At 39.0% G+C, this 20,773-nt stretch carries 18 protein-coding genes; 16 read left to right on the top strand and 2 right to left on the bottom strand.

Going from position 1 to position 20,773, the window contains the following annotated elements; translation table 11 throughout:
• Nucleotides 1-117: 117 nt before the first annotated feature.
• Nucleotides 118-753: a TIGR01906 family membrane protein gene (locus ACO6HM_RS08230; protein WP_485390586.1), complete on the bottom strand. Its 636-nt coding sequence runs from the start codon at nucleotides 751-753 to the stop codon at nucleotides 118-120.
• Nucleotides 754-866: 113 nt separating this feature from the next.
• Between ACO6HM_RS08230 and ACO6HM_RS08225 the strand changes: the two genes are divergently transcribed.
• The 6 genes from ACO6HM_RS08225 (at nucleotide 867) to ACO6HM_RS08200 (ending at nucleotide 7,992) form a co-directional block, all read left to right on the top strand.
• Nucleotides 867-3,854 (top strand): insulinase family protein, encoded by a 2,988-nt coding sequence (locus ACO6HM_RS08225; protein ID WP_485390585.1) that lies wholly within the window; start codon nucleotides 867-869, stop codon nucleotides 3,852-3,854.
• 19 nt (nucleotides 3,855-3,873) lie between these two features.
• On the top strand, nucleotides 3,874-4,791 hold the full coding sequence (gene era, locus ACO6HM_RS08220; RefSeq protein WP_485390584.1) for a GTPase Era: 918 nt from the start codon (nucleotides 3,874-3,876) through the stop codon (nucleotides 4,789-4,791).
• A gap of 3 nt (nucleotides 4,792-4,794) precedes the next feature.
• Nucleotides 4,795-5,460 carry a DNA repair protein RecO gene (recO, locus tag ACO6HM_RS08215; protein ID WP_485390583.1) on the top strand — a complete coding sequence of 222 codons (666 nt, stop codon included), beginning with the start codon at nucleotides 4,795-4,797 and terminating at the stop codon, nucleotides 5,458-5,460.
• Nucleotides 5,461-5,462: 2 nt separating this feature from the next.
• Nucleotides 5,463-6,074: a hypothetical protein gene (locus ACO6HM_RS08210; protein ID WP_485390582.1), complete on the top strand. Its 612-nt coding sequence runs from the start codon at nucleotides 5,463-5,465 to the stop codon at nucleotides 6,072-6,074.
• Between the two features lie 49 nt (nucleotides 6,075-6,123).
• Nucleotides 6,124-7,512 carry a glycine--tRNA ligase gene (locus tag ACO6HM_RS08205; protein WP_485390581.1) on the top strand — a complete coding sequence of 463 codons (1,389 nt, stop codon included), beginning with the start codon at nucleotides 6,124-6,126 and terminating at the stop codon, nucleotides 7,510-7,512.
• 66 nt (nucleotides 7,513-7,578) lie between these two features.
• Nucleotides 7,579-7,992: a hypothetical protein gene (locus tag ACO6HM_RS08200; protein WP_485390580.1), complete on the top strand. Its 414-nt coding sequence runs from the start codon at nucleotides 7,579-7,581 to the stop codon at nucleotides 7,990-7,992.
• A 113-nt stretch (nucleotides 7,993-8,105) separates the two neighbouring features.
• On the opposite strand, the gene ACO6HM_RS08195 is transcribed toward ACO6HM_RS08200, so the two are convergent.
• On the bottom strand, nucleotides 8,106-9,065 hold the full coding sequence (locus tag ACO6HM_RS08195) for a DUF4846 domain-containing protein (RefSeq protein ID WP_485390579.1): 960 nt from the start codon (nucleotides 9,063-9,065) through the stop codon (nucleotides 8,106-8,108).
• Nucleotides 9,066-9,699: 634 nt separating this feature from the next.
• On the opposite strand from ACO6HM_RS08195, the gene ACO6HM_RS08190 reads away from it, so the two are divergent.
• The 10 genes from ACO6HM_RS08190 (at nucleotide 9,700) to ACO6HM_RS08145 (ending at nucleotide 20,765) form a co-directional block, all read left to right on the top strand.
• A complete protein-coding gene (locus tag ACO6HM_RS08190; protein ID WP_485390578.1) occupies nucleotides 9,700-10,653 on the top strand; it encodes a DNA/RNA non-specific endonuclease in 954 nt (317 codons plus the stop codon).
• A gap of 121 nt (nucleotides 10,654-10,774) precedes the next feature.
• A complete protein-coding gene (asd, locus tag ACO6HM_RS08185) occupies nucleotides 10,775-11,857 on the top strand; it encodes an aspartate-semialdehyde dehydrogenase (protein WP_485390577.1) in 1,083 nt (360 codons plus the stop codon).
• A gap of 397 nt (nucleotides 11,858-12,254) precedes the next feature.
• Nucleotides 12,255-13,196, top strand: coding sequence for an ABC transporter permease (locus tag ACO6HM_RS08180; RefSeq protein WP_485390576.1), 942 nt, complete (start codon nucleotides 12,255-12,257; stop codon nucleotides 13,194-13,196).
• Between the two features lie 18 nt (nucleotides 13,197-13,214).
• On the top strand, nucleotides 13,215-14,123 hold the full coding sequence (locus ACO6HM_RS08175; RefSeq protein WP_485390575.1) for a carbohydrate ABC transporter permease: 909 nt from the start codon (nucleotides 13,215-13,217) through the stop codon (nucleotides 14,121-14,123).
• A gap of 34 nt (nucleotides 14,124-14,157) precedes the next feature.
• Entirely contained in the window at nucleotides 14,158-15,756 is a 1,599-nt protein-coding gene (locus tag ACO6HM_RS08170) for an extracellular solute-binding protein (protein WP_485390574.1), read from the top strand.
• A gap of 32 nt (nucleotides 15,757-15,788) precedes the next feature.
• Nucleotides 15,789-16,832: a glycoside hydrolase family 18 protein gene (locus ACO6HM_RS08165; RefSeq protein WP_485390573.1), complete on the top strand. Its 1,044-nt coding sequence runs from the start codon at nucleotides 15,789-15,791 to the stop codon at nucleotides 16,830-16,832.
• Nucleotides 16,833-16,894: 62 nt separating this feature from the next.
• On the top strand, nucleotides 16,895-18,181 hold the full coding sequence (locus ACO6HM_RS08160; protein WP_485390572.1) for an alpha-L-fucosidase: 1,287 nt from the start codon (nucleotides 16,895-16,897) through the stop codon (nucleotides 18,179-18,181).
• 291 nt (nucleotides 18,182-18,472) lie between these two features.
• Nucleotides 18,473-18,871 carry a NusG domain II-containing protein gene (locus ACO6HM_RS08155; RefSeq protein ID WP_485390571.1) on the top strand — a complete coding sequence of 133 codons (399 nt, stop codon included), beginning with the start codon at nucleotides 18,473-18,475 and terminating at the stop codon, nucleotides 18,869-18,871.
• 8 nt (nucleotides 18,872-18,879) lie between these two features.
• Nucleotides 18,880-19,371: a Gx transporter family protein gene (locus ACO6HM_RS08150; protein WP_485390570.1), complete on the top strand. Its 492-nt coding sequence runs from the start codon at nucleotides 18,880-18,882 to the stop codon at nucleotides 19,369-19,371.
• A 17-nt stretch (nucleotides 19,372-19,388) separates the two neighbouring features.
• Nucleotides 19,389-20,765: a WG repeat-containing protein gene (locus tag ACO6HM_RS08145; RefSeq protein WP_485390569.1), complete on the top strand. Its 1,377-nt coding sequence runs from the start codon at nucleotides 19,389-19,391 to the stop codon at nucleotides 20,763-20,765.
• The last annotated feature ends 8 nt before the right edge of the window (nucleotides 20,766-20,773 follow it).

Here is a 20,773-nt window from a genome sequence, read left to right as displayed (position 1 = left end):
CGGTGGTGTGGGAGGTCGGTAGATAAAATAATTATCTACCTCCTACCCGATTCTTTCAATAAGCCATTTTAGCGAAAATCAGTGCTTGCGGAGAAAAGTATAGCTCTAATGATTATTTTACTTTGCCTGCTTCTTAAAGTATGTTATAAGCATAATTAGTCCTGATAGGAATACAAGACCTACTATACAGACAGCGGAAAGCATGAAAAATTTTTCCGGCAAAAATAAGATAATTGGATCTTTTTTGTAGTCAAATATCCAGTAATTATTGCTAAATGCAAGCTTATGAAAGGTAATAAATACCTTGTTAAAGTTAGCGTATATAAACAGAGCAATTGCAGATGGAAGACATATGGTAAAGATTCCGCCAATAAGCCTGTATTCATAGGATTTATAGAGCCTTTTGTAGAGTGGTATAAGCACTAAAAGTAAGATTATTCCTATAACCAGCACAATCTGAAAGGAAAGGAAGATGGCCTTTACCTCTTCAAAATGGGTAAGGGCATTTTCTGAAGAAGGCAGGTGAGGGAAGCTAAGCTTATCAGCCCCCCAGAATGAGTTGTAGTCTATGAGGGCATCATAGTTTTCCTTTATTTCGGTATAAGTTAAGTTTAATTTACCTGTAAAATCTCCAATCATGCTATAATACAGAGGTCTAAAGTATAACACTGCTGTAGTTGCAAAGGCAACGGATACAAGCATCATAAGCAGTGAAATAAAAATCGAAATTATCGGCTTAAAAAAGGTTTTCATCTATACTTCTCCTTGCAAAACTTCATAATTATGGTAAACTAGATGTTATTACAATATTTGATTTTAACATATTTCTTTTTAGAGTAAAAGAGATAGTGGAAAGGATATTTTAGATGAGTAGAAGCATTAAAAACATAAGTGAGGTAGCAATCCCTGAGCAATATGAGTTAATCAGCACTAAGGAACTTAAGGATATCAAGGCTCTGGGTATATATTTAAGGCATAAAAAGAGCGGGGCAAGACTTGCCCTTATTTCAAATGACGATGAAAATAAGGTTTTCTGTATAGGATTTAAAACTCCTCCTGAAGATTCTACAGGAGTAGCCCATATAGTAGAGCATACTGTGCTCTGTGGATCCAAAAAGTATCCATCAAAAGATCCTTTTATTGAGATGGCTAAGGGTTCACTTAATACCTTCTTAAATGCAATGACCTATCCGGATAAGACGATTTATCCTGTGGCAAGCTGCAATGACAAAGACTTTAAGAACCTTATGAGTGTGTACCTGGATGCAGTATTTTATCCAAATCTATATACCAATAAAGCAATATTTGAGCAGGAAGGCTGGCATTATGAACTGGATGAGGAGAGCGGTGAACTCATAATCAACGGTGTGGTTTATAATGAGATGAAGGGTGCTTTCTCATCTCCTGACGAGGTAGAGGATCTGCGTGTAAGAGAGGCTCTTTATCCTGATTCTCCTTACGGAATTGAGTCAGGCGGAGATCCGGAGGTTATTCCTGAACTTACTTACGAGAACTATGTGGCATTTCACAAGCGTTTTTATCATCCGTCAAATTCATACATCATTTTGCACGGAAATTTCGATATAGAGGAGAGGCTTGAATTCCTTGATAAGGAGTACTTAAAAGACTTTGATAAGATTGATCCAAGGTCTGATATCCCTCTCCAAAAGCCTGTAGGAGGTGACTTATCTGATAGTTATTCTCTTGCGGAAAGCGAAGACATGAAAGAAAAAACCTTCCTTTCCTACAATGTAGTTACAGGTGTGGTTACAGATACCTTCACTATAGGTGCCTTACAGCTGCTCAGATTTGTGCTTATGGATGCACCGGGGGCACCTGTTAAAAAGGCTCTCATAGAGGCAGGTATAGGCAAGGAAATCTCTTCAAGTCTTTCAAACCATATGCTTCAGCCTACATTTTCTATTCATGCGACAGGAACTGAGGCAGATAAGAAGGACGAATTTGTAAGGATAATAGAGACTGAACTTAGAAAGATTGTCAATGAAGGAATAGATGAAAAGAAGCTTACTTCAGCTATCAACTATTCTGAGTTTAAGTACCGTGAACAGGATTCAGGAAGGTATCCTGCAGGCCTCATCCTTGGCATCAATATGTATACAAGCTGGCTTTATGATGACAATCTTGTGTTTGAGCTGGCAGATGCAGGCAAGAACTATGACCTGCTTAGAAGCAAGATTGGTACAGGCTATTTTGAGGAACTGGTTAGAAAATACCTTCTTGAAAATGAACATAAGCTTATATTCACTCTCGTTCCTGAGAAGAATAAAAATGACAGGATAGAGGAAGAGTTAAAGAAGAAGCTCGCTAAGTACAAAGAAAGCCTAAGTGAAGACGATATAAATGCTCTTAAAAAGAGCAGTGAGAAACTAAGAGCCTTTCAGGAAGAGCCATCGTCTCCAGAGGACGTGTCAAAGCTTCCGTCCCTTGAGAGAAGTGACATTTCGCCTGAGATAAAGCCTCTTAAGAACATAGAAAAAGAGATAGACAGCCGTCCGTTAATCTGGCACAAGGTAAATACAAACGGTATTATGTATCTCAGGCTTAATTTTGACATCAGCGATATGCAGGCTGATGAACTACAGTATTTTGGGCTGCTTACAGACCTTTTGGGACTCATTGATACTAAAAAAAGAGGCTATTCTGACTTTGTATCTGAAACCCTTATGTATACAGGTGGTGTTCATACCAATATCGAGGTATATACAGATAAGGCTGATAGAAACAAGGTGCTTACCAACTATTCAGTTAGCTTTAAATCGCTTGTTTCACAGGCTGAGAAGGGGCTTAATCTTATTCCTGAGATGCTCTATGAGTCAAGGCTTGATTCGCACAGTGATAAGAGAATAGTCGAGATACTAAGAGAAAATATATCAGGTATGGAAATGGACTTTGAGACAAACGGAGACAGGGTATCTGCCTTGCTTGCTAAATCATATTATTCAGTCAATGGGAAAATGGGTGAGAGACTCTCAGGACTTAGCTTCTACAGGTTTATAAAGGATTTGCAGGAGAATTTTGAAGCAAAGAAAGAAGAGCTCTATACTAAGCTAAATTCTCTCATTAAAAAATACTTTGTAAAAGATAGGCTGATTGTAAGCCTTACTGTAGATGATGAAAACTATGATGCTTCTTGTGATAAGCTAACTAACATAGTTAAATCACTTCCAAGTGGAGAAGCAGTAGGAAAAGACCTCCTTTGTGATAAGATAAGGCATGAAATTGAAGAATTTAAGGCAAATAGAAAAGAAGGCTTATATGCGAAAGGGTATACTGCCTCAGGTCAGGTACAGTATGTAACCAGGTCAGGTAACTTTGTAGAGGCAGGTCTTCCTTATACAGGTGTTCTAAGCGTCTTAAATGTGCTTCTTAGCTATGAATACCTCTGGGTAAATGTCAGGGTTAAGGGCGGAGCTTACGGCTGTTACAGCAAGTTTGACAGAAATGGAGATTCATCCTTCTCTTCCTACAGAGACCCTAAGCTTATGGAGACAAATGAAGTATATGAGAGCGTTGTCGGATTTGTAGAGAATTTTGACTCCGATGAAAAAGAGGTAACCAAGTATGTAATTGGAGCTGTAGGAAGTGCGGACATACCTCTGACTCCTTTTGCAGACGGTGAAAGGTCATTTAACGCATATATGAGCGGTATTACGGAAGATGATATAAGAAAGTCAAGAAAAGAAATGATAGGAACTACTGCCTCTGATATAAGAGATATGGCTAAATATGTAAAGGCTGTACTTGATGAGAAGATTATGGTAGTGATAGGCTCAGAGGCTAAAATAAAGGAAAACTCTGATAAATTTGATGAAGTATCAAGCCTTTTATCATAATGAAAAACAAGGAGAATGAATGGGAAAATTTAAGTCAGGTTTTGTAACCCTTATAGGAAGGCCCAATGTAGGCAAATCAACTCTGATGAATAATCTTATTGGCCAGAAGATTGCAATAACCTCTTCTAAGCCGCAAACTACAAGAAACAGGATTCAGACAGTGTACACAGATGAGGCAGGGCAGATTATCTTCCTTGACACACCGGGTATCCACAAGGCGCAGAACAAGCTTGGTGAATATATGGACTCTGTAGCTGAGAGGACTCTTTCAGAGGTAGATGTGGTACTTTGGCTGGTTGAGCCTACCACCTTTATCGGCAAGGGAGAGCAACATATAGCAAAGCTACTTGAAACTACCAGGACGCCGATTATACTTGTGGTAAACAAGATAGACACAGTGGAAAAGGGTGAGCTTCTTCCTGTAATCGACAAGTACAAAGACATAGTGGACTTTAAGGCCTGCATACCTGTATCTGCGGTTACGGGAGAGAATAAAGAAGACCTTCTTAAAACTGTATTTGACTTGCTTCCTGAAGGTCCTATGTATTATGATGAGGATGTGGTTACTGATCAGGCTGAAAGGCAGATTACAGCTGAGCTGATTAGAGAGCAGACTCTAAGGAGACTGAAGGATGAGGTACCACATGGAGTAGCCGTTATGGTTGAGAGCATGAAGGAAGAAAAGGATACTTCGGTCAGACACAGTCATAAGAATATAATGAACATTGAGGCAACCATTTTTTGTGAAAGAGATTCTCATAAGGGTATCATCATTGGGAAGAAGGGTGCTATGCTAAAGGAAATAGGAACAAATGCAAGGCATCAGATATCTGACCTTCTCGGAATGAAGGTAAATCTCAATCTTTGGGTTAAGGTTAAGAAAGATTGGAGAAATTCAGATTCCCTTATGAAGAACTTCGGGTATAAAGAGGAGTAATCTTTGACAGATGAGATAGAGGTTTCGGGAGTTGTTGTTTCCTGTATGCCAATAGGTGAATACGATAAGCGCCTTGTGATAATAACTGCAGAGTTTGGCAAGATTCATGCTTTTGCAAGGGGCGCAAGAAGAACCAACAGCAAGCTGCTTGCAGGCACAGATCCTCTTACTTTCGGCAAGTTCAAACTTGTTTCAGGTAAGAATGCATATACTTTGCTTGAGGTAAAGATAGTAAATTACTTTAATGAATTGAAGATGGATATAGACAGGGTTTATTATGGTTTCTATTTTTTAGAGCTTGCATCCTACTTTTCTAGGGAAAATATAGGAGGCAAGAACCTTGTAAACCTTATATATATGGGACTCAAAGCCCTTGAAGCAAAGGTGGATGAGTTAACTCCTGATTTTGTAAAGGCAATATTTGAGTGGAAAATATTTGAAATTGAGGGTATAATGCCTAGTATAGATGAAGGACGATTTTTGGGAAGACAGCTTAGACCTTCAACAATATATGCACTAAGAGTAGTCTCGGCAACTGATGTGACCAAGTTATTTTCTTTTAACCTGGAAGCTGAATCAAAAAAGGAATTTATTGAGCTTGCCGAAGAGTACAGGGATTTAAACACAGATGTGAGGTTTAAATCCTTAGAAATGATAAGAGAGGTATGAGAATGAAGAAGAACACTCTTTTAGCTTTTGGAATGGTAATTACCACAGTTTTACTTTCCTCCTGCAATGGAATGCCGAAGGAAATAAAGGCGGATGAGGTTAAAGAAGAGACGATATACATGAGGTCTGACGGCAGCAGCCAGGTAGCCTATGTAGAAGATTTTAATGAAAAATATCTAAATCTTGACGAACTAAAAGGCTATATTTCCTCAGAGCTTAGCAGCTATAATAAGAAATACGGTGACAAGGCCGCGGTCCTAAGCGAGATTGAACTTAAAAGCGGTAAGGTAAAGGCTGTGCTTACCTTTAAGAGTTCTGAGATTTATGAGGCATTTAACAACAAAAAAGGGGAAAACAATGCCAGATTCATTAAGGCAGATAAAGCTCTGTCTGAGTTTGGAGAGCTAAGCTTTACTGAGGCAGACTCTGATGTAGGAGAAAAGAAGGCTGCGGGTGAGGTGCTTTCAGATGAATACAATATTGCAGTAGTAAAGGGGCCGGTGCTTTTCCAGACCGGAGACAAGATTAAATACTATTCCGGAGGGAATCTTTACGATTCGCACCATATTAGGGTTGACGAGGGGAATGAAGCCGTGGTAGTATATTCTAAATGATTGTTAAGGTATTGACAATAAAGTGAATCAAAGAAAGAGAGGTAGACTTATGGAAAAAACTATGGAGAAGATTGTGGCTTTAGCCAAGGCGAGAGGTTTTGTGTATCCGGGCTCGGAGATTTACGGGGGACTTGCCAATACTTGGGATTACGGTAATTTAGGTGTAGAGCTTAAGAACAATGTTAAGAAGGCCTGGTGGAAAAAGTTTATCCAGGAAAGCCCTTACAATGTAGGTGTTGACTGTGCCATCCTTATGAATCCCCAGACTTGGATAGCATCAGGACATCTTGGAAGCTTTTCAGATCCTCTTATGGACTGCAAGTGCTGTCACGAGAGATTTAGAGCGGACAAGCTCATTGAAGATTTTGCAAAAGAGAAGGATATAGCTCTAAGATGTTCTGTAGATGGATGGACCAATGAAGAAATGAAGAGCTTTGTAGATGAGCATGAAATCCCTTGTCCTAGCTGTGGAAAGCATGATTTCACTGATATCCGTCAGTTCAACCTTATGTTTAAGACCTTCCAGGGAATTACAGAGGATAGCAAGGCTGTTGTTTACCTTCGTCCTGAGACAGCTCAGGGTATCTTTGTTAACTTTAAGAATGTACAGCGTACCTCAAGGAAGAAGATTCCATTTGGTATTGGACAGATAGGAAAGTCATTTAGAAATGAGATTACACCAGGTAACTTCACCTTCCGTACCAGAGAGTTTGAGCAGATGGAGCTTGAGTTCTTCTGTGAACCGGGTACAGATATGGAATGGTTCCACTACTGGAGACAGTTCTGTAAAGACTGGCTTATCTCACTTGGTATGAAAGAAGAAGAGATGCGTCTTCGTGACCACGATCCTGAGGAGCTTTCTTTCTACTCAAAGGGAACTACTGATATCGAGTTCTTATTCCCATTTGGCTGGGGAGAGCTATGGGGAATAGCAGACAGAACTGACTATGACCTTGGAAGACATCAGGAAGTATCAGGTGAGCCTATGGAGTATTTTGATGATGAGAAGAAAGAAAAATACATTCCTTATGTAGTAGAGCCTTCTCTTGGTGCAGATAGAGTTACTCTTGCTTTCCTTTGTGGAGCTTATGATGAGGAGGAACTTGAGGGCGGAGACATGCGTACTGTACTTCGTTTCCATCCTTTCCTCGCACCTGTTAAGGTGGCAGTGCTTCCGCTTTCCAAGAAGCTTGGGGAGGGTGCTGAAAAGGTATATGCTGAGCTTTCAAAGGACTGGAACTGTGAGTATGATGACAGAGGAGCTATCGGTAAGAGATATAGAAGACAGGATGAGATAGGAACTCCATTCTGTATTACCTATGACTTTGATTCAGAGACTGACGGTATGGTTACAGTCAGAGATAGAGACAGCATGGAGCAGGAGAGAGTGGCTATATCAGAACTTAGAGAGTATTTTAGAAATAAATTTGAATTTTAATTACAGAATTTAAGATTAAAGGCAAGCATTGGTTTTTTATAACTTATTTTAAGCAAAGGATATTATATGAAAAAAGAGAATATGGATAAAAGATTAATTCTTATTATAGTGCTAGGAAGTGGAATGGGTATCTTTATAAATTCTGACAACCCTGTGTTTTTTGCATGGGGGATATTAGCACTTGCTGTAAGTCTGGTTTTAGCTGTAAAAGTCCTATATGAAGAACTGATACTTAAGAAAAAAGGAACTTATGTCGCAAAAGAATATGAAGAGTTTGATTTAGGCTCTAAATTTGCGAAAATTCAGCTAATTGTACTGATGTGTTTATCTGTATCCTATTTATTATTAGTATTAGTATCAAAACAAAATATGATAATTACAGTAATTTGCTATGTTCTAATGCTTGTAACTATTTCAATGGGAGCGTATGAAATTGTTATGAGATGTAAAAAAAGCAGTGCTATGAATAAGAACCAGTAAATAATAAACTAGGGTGGAATCCTTAAACCGGACTTCACCCTCGTTTTATATACAACGGCTAAGATAAATTTTAGTTTTGTAAACGATAAAATTTAAAGATTAGCAAAATGAAATTATTTATATCTTCTGAGACTCCCCTTATCAAAAGAATACTCGGGGGTTCTAAGGGGATATTTAATCTCCTCTTCAAAGTACCAAGGGTTATCCTCATGAAGAGGATTCTTAAGAAGCTGAAACTCCTGGGCAGGCAGGTAGCCCTGTGCTAGAAGATAAGCCTTTTTACCTTTTTTGTTCTTACAGATGTCTGCAATCATAACCACGTGGCCTGGACTTCCGCCCCTTACAAATATATCTCCAACCCGAGCTTCAGACAGCTTTATCTTCTTAGAGGAATAGTCCATATTCAAAGTACCTGAGTAGGCAAAAACTATCCTCATAAATCTCTTAAAAGAGTCGTAACTGCTGTCATTCTTTAAGGAATAAACCCAAGTTATCTTATTACCGCTTACACTAATAGAATATCCTCTTCTCCATTTATCAAAATCAGCTATAAAGCCATTTCCAAGAGGAAAGGTTATTTTATTATATGCCTTTTTACCGTAATAATATTCCCCGTAAACCCTCATAATGGAATCTGCACACTGCTGTAGGTCTTCGCTCTCTATAGGGAGCCTAAAGACTGCTATATGGGCAGACTGATTCCCTTTTTCACGCCCATCATATAAAAGTACGGGAGAACCGTCAGGCTTTAATTTATAGTTTCTAAGAAATGCTTCAAAGCTTCCCTTTTTAGCCTTAATTCTCTTATATCCCTTAGGTGTAAGTATACGCTTTGCTAGAGTCTTACCGGAAGGATTCACAAATGACTGTGCTTCTTCCTCAGTTTTAATAGTATTTGCTAGAATAGAGGAATTGTTAGCTGTATCTGCCTGTGAAGCTGAATCAGCAATGCTGTCTGACTGTGACTCTGCTAAGGATGGCTCAGCCTGTGATGAAGCATTGGAAACAGCAGTTCCCTTACATCCATAGAGAATAAGTGTAAATGCACAAAGTGCGATAATTTTCTTAATCATAACAACCTCCTTTTAGAATGATATCATAAGATAAAGGAAATATCATTAATAATTTGATGTATACTGCTTGAAATAGAGTATTATTTGTAAATTCTAATTTGTCGAGTTATATAATCTAACCTAAGTGACGCTCCGAATGATAACATTTCAGACTCGCTCCGGCATCCGCTTCGCTCCGCCTAATGCGCTCGCTTAGAATTTATCATTCGTAGCTGGCACCATAGATTTATACAAATAATAACTAGAATACCAAATGAAAGACAGCTACCTCCACCTGCCCCCTTTGTGGCTGATGCGTTTGTTTGTAATCATTCATCAGTTCAACAGCCGGAACTAATAATGCCTAAGCGAGCGCATTAGGTTTTTCGTCAACAGAACTATTCTAAAACAGCTTCGTTCAGAAAAACCGGAGCGAGTCTGGACATTTATTAGTGAAGGCGTAACTTAGTCAACAAACAAACCCATCAGCCCTACAACTTAGAATTTGTCAACGGAATACTTAAGTTTATCATCTATAATCAAAAATCATTAGAGAAACACCTTCACCCTGTTGTAATATTGGGCTTAAACTGTTATAATCAAACTTATGTTTGGCATCTGCTAGAGATAATATTTGTATTTAGGAGACAGTTTAATGCGAAGCTTTAGAAAAATAAAGAATAACCTACTCATTCTGGTTTCCGTAATTGGACTGGCATTTGCAGGCTGTAACATAAGTGACCTTGGCTTATTTGGTACTTCTGACAATGTAAAAGTTTATGATAAAAATGATAGAAGTATACCTGTTGATATAAAGGATGTGCCAAAGTACAGAGGTATTCCTTATGTTGAAATAAATGACAATAAGCCTTCATTTTCAGATAAAGACAAAGACAGAGTAGAGGAATACAGCAAGCTTGATAAGCTAGGCAGATGCGGTCCTGCATTTGCCAATGTAGGTAAGGAGTTAATGCCTAACAGCCCAAGAGAATCCATTAGAGATGTGCGCCCAAGCGGTTGGCATACAGTGAAGTATGATGATATACTGGAAGACAGGTATTTATATAATAGATGCCACCTGATTGCCTTTATGCTTGCAGGAGAAAATGCAAATGAAAGAAACCTGATAACGGGAACAAGATATTTTAACGTAGAAGGAATGCTGCCTTTTGAGATTCAGGTTGCAGACTATGTGAAGTCTACAGGCAATCATGTTCTTTATAGAGTAAGGCCTATATTTAAGGGAAATGATTTAGTTGCCCGTGGTGTACAGATGGAAGCGCTGTCCGTAGAGGATGGCGGCAAAGGAATTTCGTTCAATGTATATTGCTACAATGTTCAGCCTGGCATAAGGATTAATTACAAAGACGGCAGCAGCCAGCCTGAAAGTAAGGTACAGAAGAATAAGAATAAAAACAAGAATAAAAACAAGAATAAAAAGCCATACAAGTCTAATAAGACAAAAAAGGCAAGAAAGAAGTATGGTATGAATGTGTTTCAAAAGGACTGGTACATTACAGAACTTGATGACTATGATATAAGCTTTTTAGATGGTAATAGTACATCAAAAATAAAGAAATGTGAAATCACCTTTGTAAACATTTGCTAAAATTAAAATTATATTGAAAATAACCTTGAATTTCAGCCCTAAAAGTAGTACTATAGCCGTTATATCGATAAAAAGACAAATGTTCGCCTGAGAAAGACAGGCAAAAGATAAGGAGATAGACATGGAAAAATTAAAAGTTGGTGTGCTTGGCGCAACAGGTATGGTAGGCCAGAGATTTCTTTCTCTGCTAGAGAATCACGAATGGTTTGATGTAGTCTGCGTGGCAGCTTCTCCAAGAAGTGCTGGGAAGACTTATGAAGAAGCAGTTGGAGACAGATGGAAGCTTGATACTCCAATGCCTGAGAAGGTAAAGAAGTTAATTGTTGAAAATGTAAATGACGTAGAGAAGGTTAGTTCTCAGGTTGACTTTGTATTTAGTGCGGTGGATATGACAAAGGATGAGATTAAGGCTATAGAAGAGGCTTATGCAAAGACTGAGACTCCTGTAGTATCCAATAATTCTGCTCACAGATGGACACCTGATGTACCTATGGTTGTGCCAGAGCTTAACCCTGAGCACCTTGAGGTCATCAAGTTCCAGCAGGAAAGACTTGGTACTAAGAGAGGCTTCATTGCAGTTAAGCCAAACTGCTCAATCCAGAGCTATGCACCAGCTCTTCATGCCTTAAAAGAGTTCAATCCTGTAAGAGTAGTAGCTACTACCTATCAGGCAATCTCAGGTGCCGGCAAGAACTTTAGTGACTGGCCTGAAATGGTTGGCAATATCATCCCTTATATCGGAGGAGAAGAAGAAAAGAGTGAGCAAGAACCCCTTCGTATATGGGGTAAGGTTGAAAATGGTGTCATAGTTAAGGCTGAGGCTCCTCTTATTACAACTCAGTGTATAAGAGTACCTGTACTTAACGGTCATACAGCTGCAGTGTTTGTAGATTTTGAGAAGAAGCCTTCTAAAGAAGAGATGATAGCAAAGTGGAGAAGCTTCAAGGGACTTCCACAGGAGCTTGAACTTCCAAGCGCTCCTAAGCACTTTATACAGTATCTTGAAGAGGACAATCGCCCTCAGGTATCTCTTGATGTAAACTATGAGAGAGGAATGGGTGTTTCCATAGGAAGGCTTCGTGAAGACAGCCTCTTCCAGTATAAGTTTGTAGGTCTTTCCCACAATACCTTAAGAGGAGCAGCAGGCGGAGCAGTGCTTATAGCTGAACTCCTTGTAAAGCAGGGAAGAATAGCAAAGAAATAATGCTCACATTAGATATCCCCAAACAGTGTATTTACATATACATTGCTTGGGGATTTTTTGCATCTGATATATGTGATTAATTTAACAATGGCATGGATTTGATATCTATATATTTTGCCACATAAAACAATAACAACACATAATATTGCATAAAAAAATGTGCTATATATGGGATGATAGACATATTATTTAGTACAAATTATACAAAGACGGATTGACAAAGACACCCACATGTATTAGTATTATTTACAAGATTGAAACTATATTAGACAGTTAAATAATTAGATTTTTCTTTAAGTCAGGTTTTTCAAATGACGAGTAAGTCGGGCTCTACTAAGATATCGGGGCATTTTATTTCGTGCTCGGAATATTATTTTGGGTATGAGGGAGGATATAGATGAATAATACTTCAAATGCAGTGATTTCAAATTACAAAAAACCCTCTTTGGGAAAGAGAATTAAAAAAACCTGGCAATTATGGGTGTTTGTACTTCCTGCACTCATAGGTCTCATTGTGTTCTCTTATATTCCGATGTATGGAATTGTGCTCGCCTGGAAAGACTATAGCCCCATTCAGGGAATAATGGGAAGTAGGTATGTGGGTTTTGCTCACTTTGAGAGATTCTTCCGTTCACCTTATTTTGTAGATATTATAAGAAATACTATAGTGATAAGCCTTTACGGGATGATTGTAGGCTTTCCTATTCCCATCTTACTTGCGCTCGGACTTAATCAGATAAGAAATCTAAAGTTCAAAAAATTCATTCAGACAGTAACCTACGCACCATACTTTATATCAACTGTTGTTTTGGTTGGTATTATCAATATAGTTTTTGCTGAAAAAGGATTTGTAAACCAGTTTGTATCTATGTTTGGCAATGAACCCATCCTATTTATGGGTAATATCAAATACTGGAGACATATCTATGTGTGGACAGGCGTGTGGCAGAGTATGGGATGGAATGCAATTATCTATATAGCTGCACTTGCGGGAGTCAGCCCTGAACTTCACGAAGCAGCCATTATAGACGGTGCGACCAAGTTTCAGAGAATTAAGTACATTGACTTGCCGTCTATCTCACCTACCATAGTGATTACCCTCATACTTAGCGCTGGTTCAATCATGAGTGTTGGCTTTGAAAAGGCCTTCCTTATGCAAAATCCTCTGAATGCCGAAGTTTCAGAGATAATTGCGACCTATATATATAAGGTCGGCCTTGTTTCCGGACAGTATGGTTTTTCTACTGCAGTGGGATTGTTTAACTCTGTTATAAACTGTATTTTGCTGCTCAGCGTAAATAAAATAGCCAAGAAGATGGGGCATAGCTCAATCTGGTAATCAGAGGGAGGAAATGATATGTATGTTTTTGGAAAAGCATTTGCAAAACAGGGGAAGTCAGATAAGATTTTTGACATTATAAACTATTCCTTTATGATATTGATACTGCTTATAGTGCTTTATCCGCTATATTTCATCGTAATAGCATCTTTTAGCTCACCTAACGAGGTAGCTGCGGGTAAAGTTATGTTTTGGACAAAGGGCTTTAATGTAAAGGGTTATGCAGAGATATTCAAGTATTCAAAAATATGGACAGGATACCTAAACAGCCTAATCTATATGTTGGTTGGTACTTCCATCAACCTTATTGCTACCATTCCGGCGGCCTTTGCATTTTCAAGAAGGGAAATGGTTGCTTCAAAGTTCTTGCTGTATTTATTTACCTTTACCATGTTCTTTGGAGGAGGACTGATTCCTAGCTATCTGCTTATACAGTCACTGCATTTATACAATACGATATGGGCTTTGACTCTTCCGGGAGCAGTAAGCGTATATAACCTTATTGTGGCTAGAACATTCTTTGAGTTAAACATACCAAATGAGTTATATGAGGCATCTACAGTAGATGGCTGTGACTATTTCAAATACTTTTTTAAGGTAGTTCTTCCGATATCAAAGCCGGTAATTGCAGTAATGCTTCTGATATATGCAGTAGGTCATTGGAATTCGTATTTCAGTGCCCTCATCTATATAAAGGATAACTGGAAAATGCCTTTGCAGGTAGTACTCAGGGAAATTCTCATCCAGTCAACCAGCGTAGCCAATCTAAGCAGTACAAGTATGGACAGACTGGAAGATCAGAGGCAGCTTGCAGAGCTTATTAAATACGGTGTCATCATAGTTTCATCCCTTCCTGTACTTATTATGTATCCTTTCGTACAGAAGCACTTTATAAAGGGAATGATGCTGGGAGCCGTAAAGGGTTGAGCTTTAATAAATCTATATAAACAGGAGGGAAAGTATGAAAAAGAAATTAAGGATGCTTGCTTTATCGATGGCGATGGTAATGACGGTTACTGCCTGCCAGGGTGGTGGTTCTTCCACAGCTTCCAATAAGGCTGCTTCAGGCACAGCCAATTCTGAAAGTGCGGGAAGTGCTGCAAATGAGGTTGCAAAAGAAGGATTTCCTATTGTCAAGGATACCCTTAGCTTCAATGCAGTTGGCTATGGTGAGCCGGGTTGCGGTGAGTGGGAGGACTATCCTATCTTTAAGGAAATTGAGAAGAACTGCAATATTGATGTTACCTGGACAACCATAAGCGGTGACGGTGCAGATGAGAAACTAGGTCTTATTCTTTCTTCTAACGAGCTTCCTGATATGGTATTCTCAGGACTTAACACCAAGAAGGTAGCTAACTATGCATCAAAGGGCATAATCAGACCTATGGAAGACCTGATTGAGGCTGGATATGCACCTAATTTTAAGAAGATTCTTGAGAAGAATCCTGAGATTCGCAAGGCTATAACCATGCCTGACGGACATATTTATGTGCTGCCTGTAATCAATGAACAGGCTGATCCAATGCCTACAACTACTCTTAATATAAATAAGGCTTGGTGTGATAAATTAGGAGTAAAACCAGAGGATATTAAGACAGTTTCCGATTTTGAGAACCTTATGAAACGTTTTGTAGAAGAAGATCCTAACGGAAATGGTGAGAAGGATGAAAAGGGCTTTGTATTCGAGCCTACACCTCCTTATCACGTATGGAACGGAGATGCTGACTTTAGTGGTGCCTGGGGAATTACTACTGATTGGGACCCTATTATGATTAAGGACGACAAAGTAGTGTGTGCTGTAACTCAGGATGGTTACAAAGAATATATCAAGTGGTTTGCTTCAATGTATAAGAATGGCTACATTGACAAAGAAGTATTCACACAGGATCATAACCAGTACATGGCAAAGATTGATAGTGGAAATGTAGGTGCTTATCTTACCAACGGACCTGTTACCTCTGCAAAGGTTGAGTACGTTGCGATTGCTCCTCTTGAGGGACCTGCAGGAAGACTTTGGGGATGTGAGGACTTCTCAATTGATAAGGGTAGAGGACTTATTACTACAGCTTGTAAGAATCCTGAAGCAGCAATGCGTTTTATGGATTCTTTCTATGAGCCTGTTACTTCATTGAAATTACAGTATGGTATCTACCTCAAGGAATCAGGTGATGGAAAGTATGAGGTTCTTCCTGCTGAAAGTGGAAAGATATCTGAAGCTCCAGGACCTTATGTAGCAAAGGACATGTCAAAAGAAGTTGTTGAAAAATACCTTACAAAGACAGAGGAGCAGGTTAAGGCAGCTGAAAGACAGGCTATGTATGCTCCATATCTTATGAAGCCTCTTCCTCTTATGAACTACAGCCCTGATGAGGCGGGAGAGCTTTCTACCTTATCAACCGATATTTCAAAGGTTGTTGATGAGCAGAAGGCAAAGTGGTGTACAGGACAGGGAGACATCGACAAAGAATGGGATGCTTATTTGGATTCTCTTAACAAGATAGGTCTTGAGAGATATATGGAGATTCATAACGAGGCATATAACAGATTTAAGAACAGCTAAAATAAAGAAATACTTAGGGTGACAGGTTAAATATGAAAAGAAAAAAACTTATAGGCTATGTAAGTACTAACGACCTTTCCCTTTTAAGTGATTCTGACATAAGGGCCCTTGATGTCATTAATCTGGCATTTGGGCATATAGTAAACGGGTGCGTAGATTACGCACCCGATTGCGTGTTAGAAGAGTTTAAGAGGATAAGAAAAGAAAATGCTGACTGTAAGCTAGTCCTCTCTGTAGGAGGCTGGGGAGCAGGAGGGTTTTCAGAGGCGGCAGCAGATGAGGAAGGAAGAGAGAAATTTGCACTTACAGCTGTAGAAATAATTAAAAAATACGAACTTGACGGGCTTGATGTAGATTGGGAATATCCTTGTATAAGTACGGCGGGTATAGCAGCAAACGCTGATGATAAGGAAAATTTTACAAAGTTAATTAGAACCTCAAGAGAGATATTAGGCTCTAGGTTAGGCAGAGATATTATGCTTACCATAGCGGCAGGAGCAGGGGAATATTTTATTAACTCAACCAATATGAGAGAGGTAGAAAAGTACCTCGACTATGTTCAGCTTATGACCTATGATTTAAGAGGTGGATATCACATCATTACGGGACACCATACCAATCTCTTGGATGACAAAAAGGATATCTTGCAGGCAAGTGCCAAAAAAGCTGCAGCCTGCTTTGAAAAGGCTGGAGTCCCAAGGGATAAGCTGATTCTTGGTGCTGCATATTATTCACGTATGTGGAAGGGTGTTCCTGACAGGGAGAACGGGCTTCATCAGATGGCTGAAACAACAGGTGGTTATGGGCCGTCCTACGGTGAGCTTGTAAAAGAATATATTAACAAAAATGGCTATAAGAGGTATTTTGATGAGGAAGCCAGAGCCCCATGGCTGTTTAACGGAGATACATTTATAAGCTATGATGATGAACAATCCTGCAAAGAAAAGGCTGAATATGTGGCAAATAACGGCCTTGGAGGCATTATGTTTTGGGAATACAGGCTGGATGAAACAAGAACTCTAACAGGGGAAATAAGAAGAACACTTGATAATGAACTGAAGAAAAACGGACTATAAGACTATATGCTATAAACATTGTGGTTATTTCATTATTTGAGTAAGGGATAGGTGAAAATGAAATGGAAGAATGGTTTAAAAAGGCGAAACTTGGATTATTTATACATTATGGAATATATGCAGTAAAAGGAGTAGCAGAATCCTGGTCATTTTATAACGGGAAAATCTCCTATGAAGACTATATGGCTCAAGCAGAAGGATTTAGTGCTTCAAAACTGGATATGAAAAACTGGGCAGAGCTGGCTAAGGAAGCCGGAGCAAAGTATGCCGTATTCACAACCAAACACCATGACGGAATGGCGCTTTTTGATACCAAGTACTCTGACTTAAACATCCTAAAGCAAACTCCCGTCAAAAGGGATTTGGTTGCTGAATATGTTGATGCTTTTAGAGAAAAGGGCATTAAAATAGGTCTGTATTATTCTTTGATAGATTGGTCACACCCTGATTATCCAAGTGTTTACCAGGGGGGAGTAGTGCCTGAGGATAAATCTCAGTGTAATCATTTCAGCTCTCCTAAGGATGGTGTACAGGATGAAAAAAGATGGGAAAACTTTCTTGAATTTGACAGAAATCAATTAAAAGAACTTTTGACCAATTATGGTAATGTAGATTTGCTGTGGTTTGACGGCGACTGGGAGAGAAGTGCTGCTCAGTGGGGACTGCCTGAGTTTAAGGACTATTTGCTTTCTTTTAACAAGGATATCATTATCAACTCAAGGCTAGCTGGATATGGTGACTATCTCACACCTGAGCAGGGACTTCCTGTGAAAAGACCTGAGGGAGAGTGGGAGTTCTGTACTACTATCAATGATTCCTGGGGTTATCAGCAGGATGATAACCACTATAAAAGTCCTGGACAGGTCATAAGAATTTTTGTGGATACCATAACCATGGGTGGCAATCTTTTACTTGATATAGGGCCAAGAGAAGATGGAAGCGTTGATGAAAGACAGATAAATGTGCTAAGAGAACTTGGAAGCTTTATAAGGGAAAATGAGGAGGCTATATACAACACAAATGCAGGCCTGCCTTTTGGTTGTTTTGCAGGAGGAAGTACGGTATCTGAAGATGGTAAAACTCTGTATCTTTTTGTATATGACATACCTAGGGAAGCTATCTGCATAAAGGGACTGTGTAATAAGATAGAGTCAGTTACAATACTTAGTACCGGGAAAGAACTTACACATGATGTACAGGGAGGAGCCGCATGGTTCAATATACCGGGGCTTACCTGGATATCACTAAATCCTGCAGACTGCGGTAAGTATATGACTGTATTAAAGGTAGAACTAGATTCTCCTCTAACTTTGTATTCAGGAGAGGGAGCTGTAATAAGCCAGAATTAAGATTAGTGATAATAAATTATGATATATAAACCGATTGATAGTCTTAATTGACTTTCAATCGGTTTTTTCGTATAATCCAATTAAAAATAAAACCTTATTAATTGTGAACTTAAAATCGGTATATTAAGCTTTTTATGTAATAGTAAAATTCTCTGAAATTCCTTTTTACATAAAACTCTTGATGGGATTATCTGTGTACTATAGATATGATGCTTAAACCACTTGAGACAGGCTATGAATCCTGCAGTTGAATTCTTAGCGAGTTAAAGAATTACGGAGTTGTTTTTGACAATGGATAAATATAAGAAAAAAAGAAGACATGATGCCGTTTTGGGATTGGTTTTGCTTGTAATAGCAGCGGCTCTTTTTGCTGTCGATGTAATCGGGGCTTCAGGTAATGATGGAAATAAAACTGTGGTTATTTCAATTGACGGTGAAAAAAAGTCGGAATATCCTCTTAAAGAGGATGGAGTTTTTCTTCTTGAAGGCTCTCATCTGGGCACGAATAAACTTGTAATAAAGGATGGGAAGGCTTATATAGAAGAAGCGAGCTGCCCTGACAAACAATGTATGAAGCAGGGTAAAATCAGCAAGCCGGGAGAAATGTTAGTCTGCCTGCCAAACAGGGTGGTAATTAAGATAGTAGATGCAAATGAAGAAGAGCCTATAATTGACGGGGTTTCAGGTTAGGAGGTAAGGTGGCTAAAAAAGTTTCTCTGTATGGAATCCTAGTGGCTCTTGCTTTCATAGCAAGCTACATTGAGGTTCTTATTCCATTTAACTTTCACATACCCGGGATGAAACTGGGGCTTGCCAATATAGTTGTTCTTGCCGCTCTGTACGCAGGTGGGGCAAAAGCAGGAATAACAGTGTCGATTATTAGAATAATCTTAGTAGGCCTTACCTTTGGTAATCCTTATAGTGCAATATATGGGATTTCAGGTGGTGTGCTAAGTTTAGCTGTAATGATAGTACTAAAGAAGACGGACTTCTTTGGGATGATGGGAGTAAGTATGGCAGGAGGGGTGGCGCATAACCTTGGACAGCTTTTATGTGCTATGATACTGCTTAAACTGCCTGCAGTATTTACCTACCTTTCTTATCTTATACTTGTTGGAACTGTTACAGGGGCTTTGATAGGTATAATTGATGAGGAAGTCTTAAAGAGGTTGCCAGTAAGAAAAATATAAATAAAGGGAGAAAAACTATGTATAACAAAATATTAACAAAGGCTGCCACCTTGGTTCCATTAACTGCATTACTTATAAACCCGGTTCAGACTATGGCTGGAAACAATCATGCCTGTGCCTCAGTGAACAACGTAGTCGCAGCAAAAAAGGCTAAATACGAAAAGGAAATAGGGATATTTCCTGATGTAAAGGCTGTTAAGTCTAAGGGCAAATGGGCGATTGTAAAGACTAACGGAAAGAAGATTACAGGTTTTATCTACGATGACGTGAAGGTGGAAAAGCTTGATAATGCCTATGGTACTATAGCAATTGCAGTTAAGAAAGACGGTAAGTGGGGCTTTGTAAATGACCTGGGTAAAGAGACTGTACCTGTGCAGTATGATGAAGTTAAAGAAATAATGTTCACAGGTGTAAAGGTGAAGAAAGATGGAAAATGGGGGCTCGTCACTACTGATGGAGATGTTATAATCCCTGTAAAGTATGATGACATTGAAAAGTTTGATGGTGCTGTAGCAAAGGTTGTGCTAGACGGTAAGAAGGGGCTGGTGGCTGATGGTAAGGAGATAGTGCCTCCTAAATATGATGACATAAATGATATAGCCCATGCTCCGTATCAGGTGAAACTCGGAGATAAATGGGGATTTATCAGTGAATCCGGAAAAAAAATCACGTCTGTAAAATACGATGCTGTGACTGATTTTGCTGAAGGACTTGCTGGAGTAAAGCTAGATGGTAAATGGGGTTATATCAACCAAAGAGGTGAAGAAGTAATTGCTCCAAAATATGATGAAATAAAAACTTTCAGTGAAAACAGAGCTGGAGTAAAGCTTGATGGTGACTGGGGCTATATAGATGGATCAGGAGAAGAAGTTATATCTCCTCAGTATGATGAAGTAGGAAAATTTGACAAAGGACTTGCGAGTGTTAGTATCAATGGAAGATGGGGCCTCATTGACAAAAACGGTGAGTTAAAAGGGAAAATAATATACGATTCTATCTTCAATACCGAAGGTATGTCGCTTATTAGAGTTGACCTTGACGGAATGACAGGCTATATAAACAGGGCGGGAAAGGTTATTATCCCTGTAAAGTATGAGGAAGTAATAAACTATAATGATGAGGCTGTTGTAGTAAGAGCCGGTAAGAAATGGGGTGTTTATGACAGTACAGGTAAGATGGCTGTTCCTGTAAATTACGAGGGTATAGACAATCTTAACGTATACCATGATGACAAGAAGGGCGTTACAACCATCTATGTAAATGCAACCTTAAAGAATAAGCCTGTTTTCTTCAGCGTTCAGGCTAAGAGCAAAAGGACAGTAAAAGGTGAGTATACATATGGTAAGTGGTCTAAACCTAAGACAAAAGCAAAAGTAAAATCAAACAGGAAATAGGAGAAAAT

It is taken from the genome of Catonella sp. (assembly GCF_057250765.1).
The sequence above is the reverse complement of the archived record's forward strand: the minus strand, read 5'-3'. Positions and strand labels throughout refer to the sequence as shown.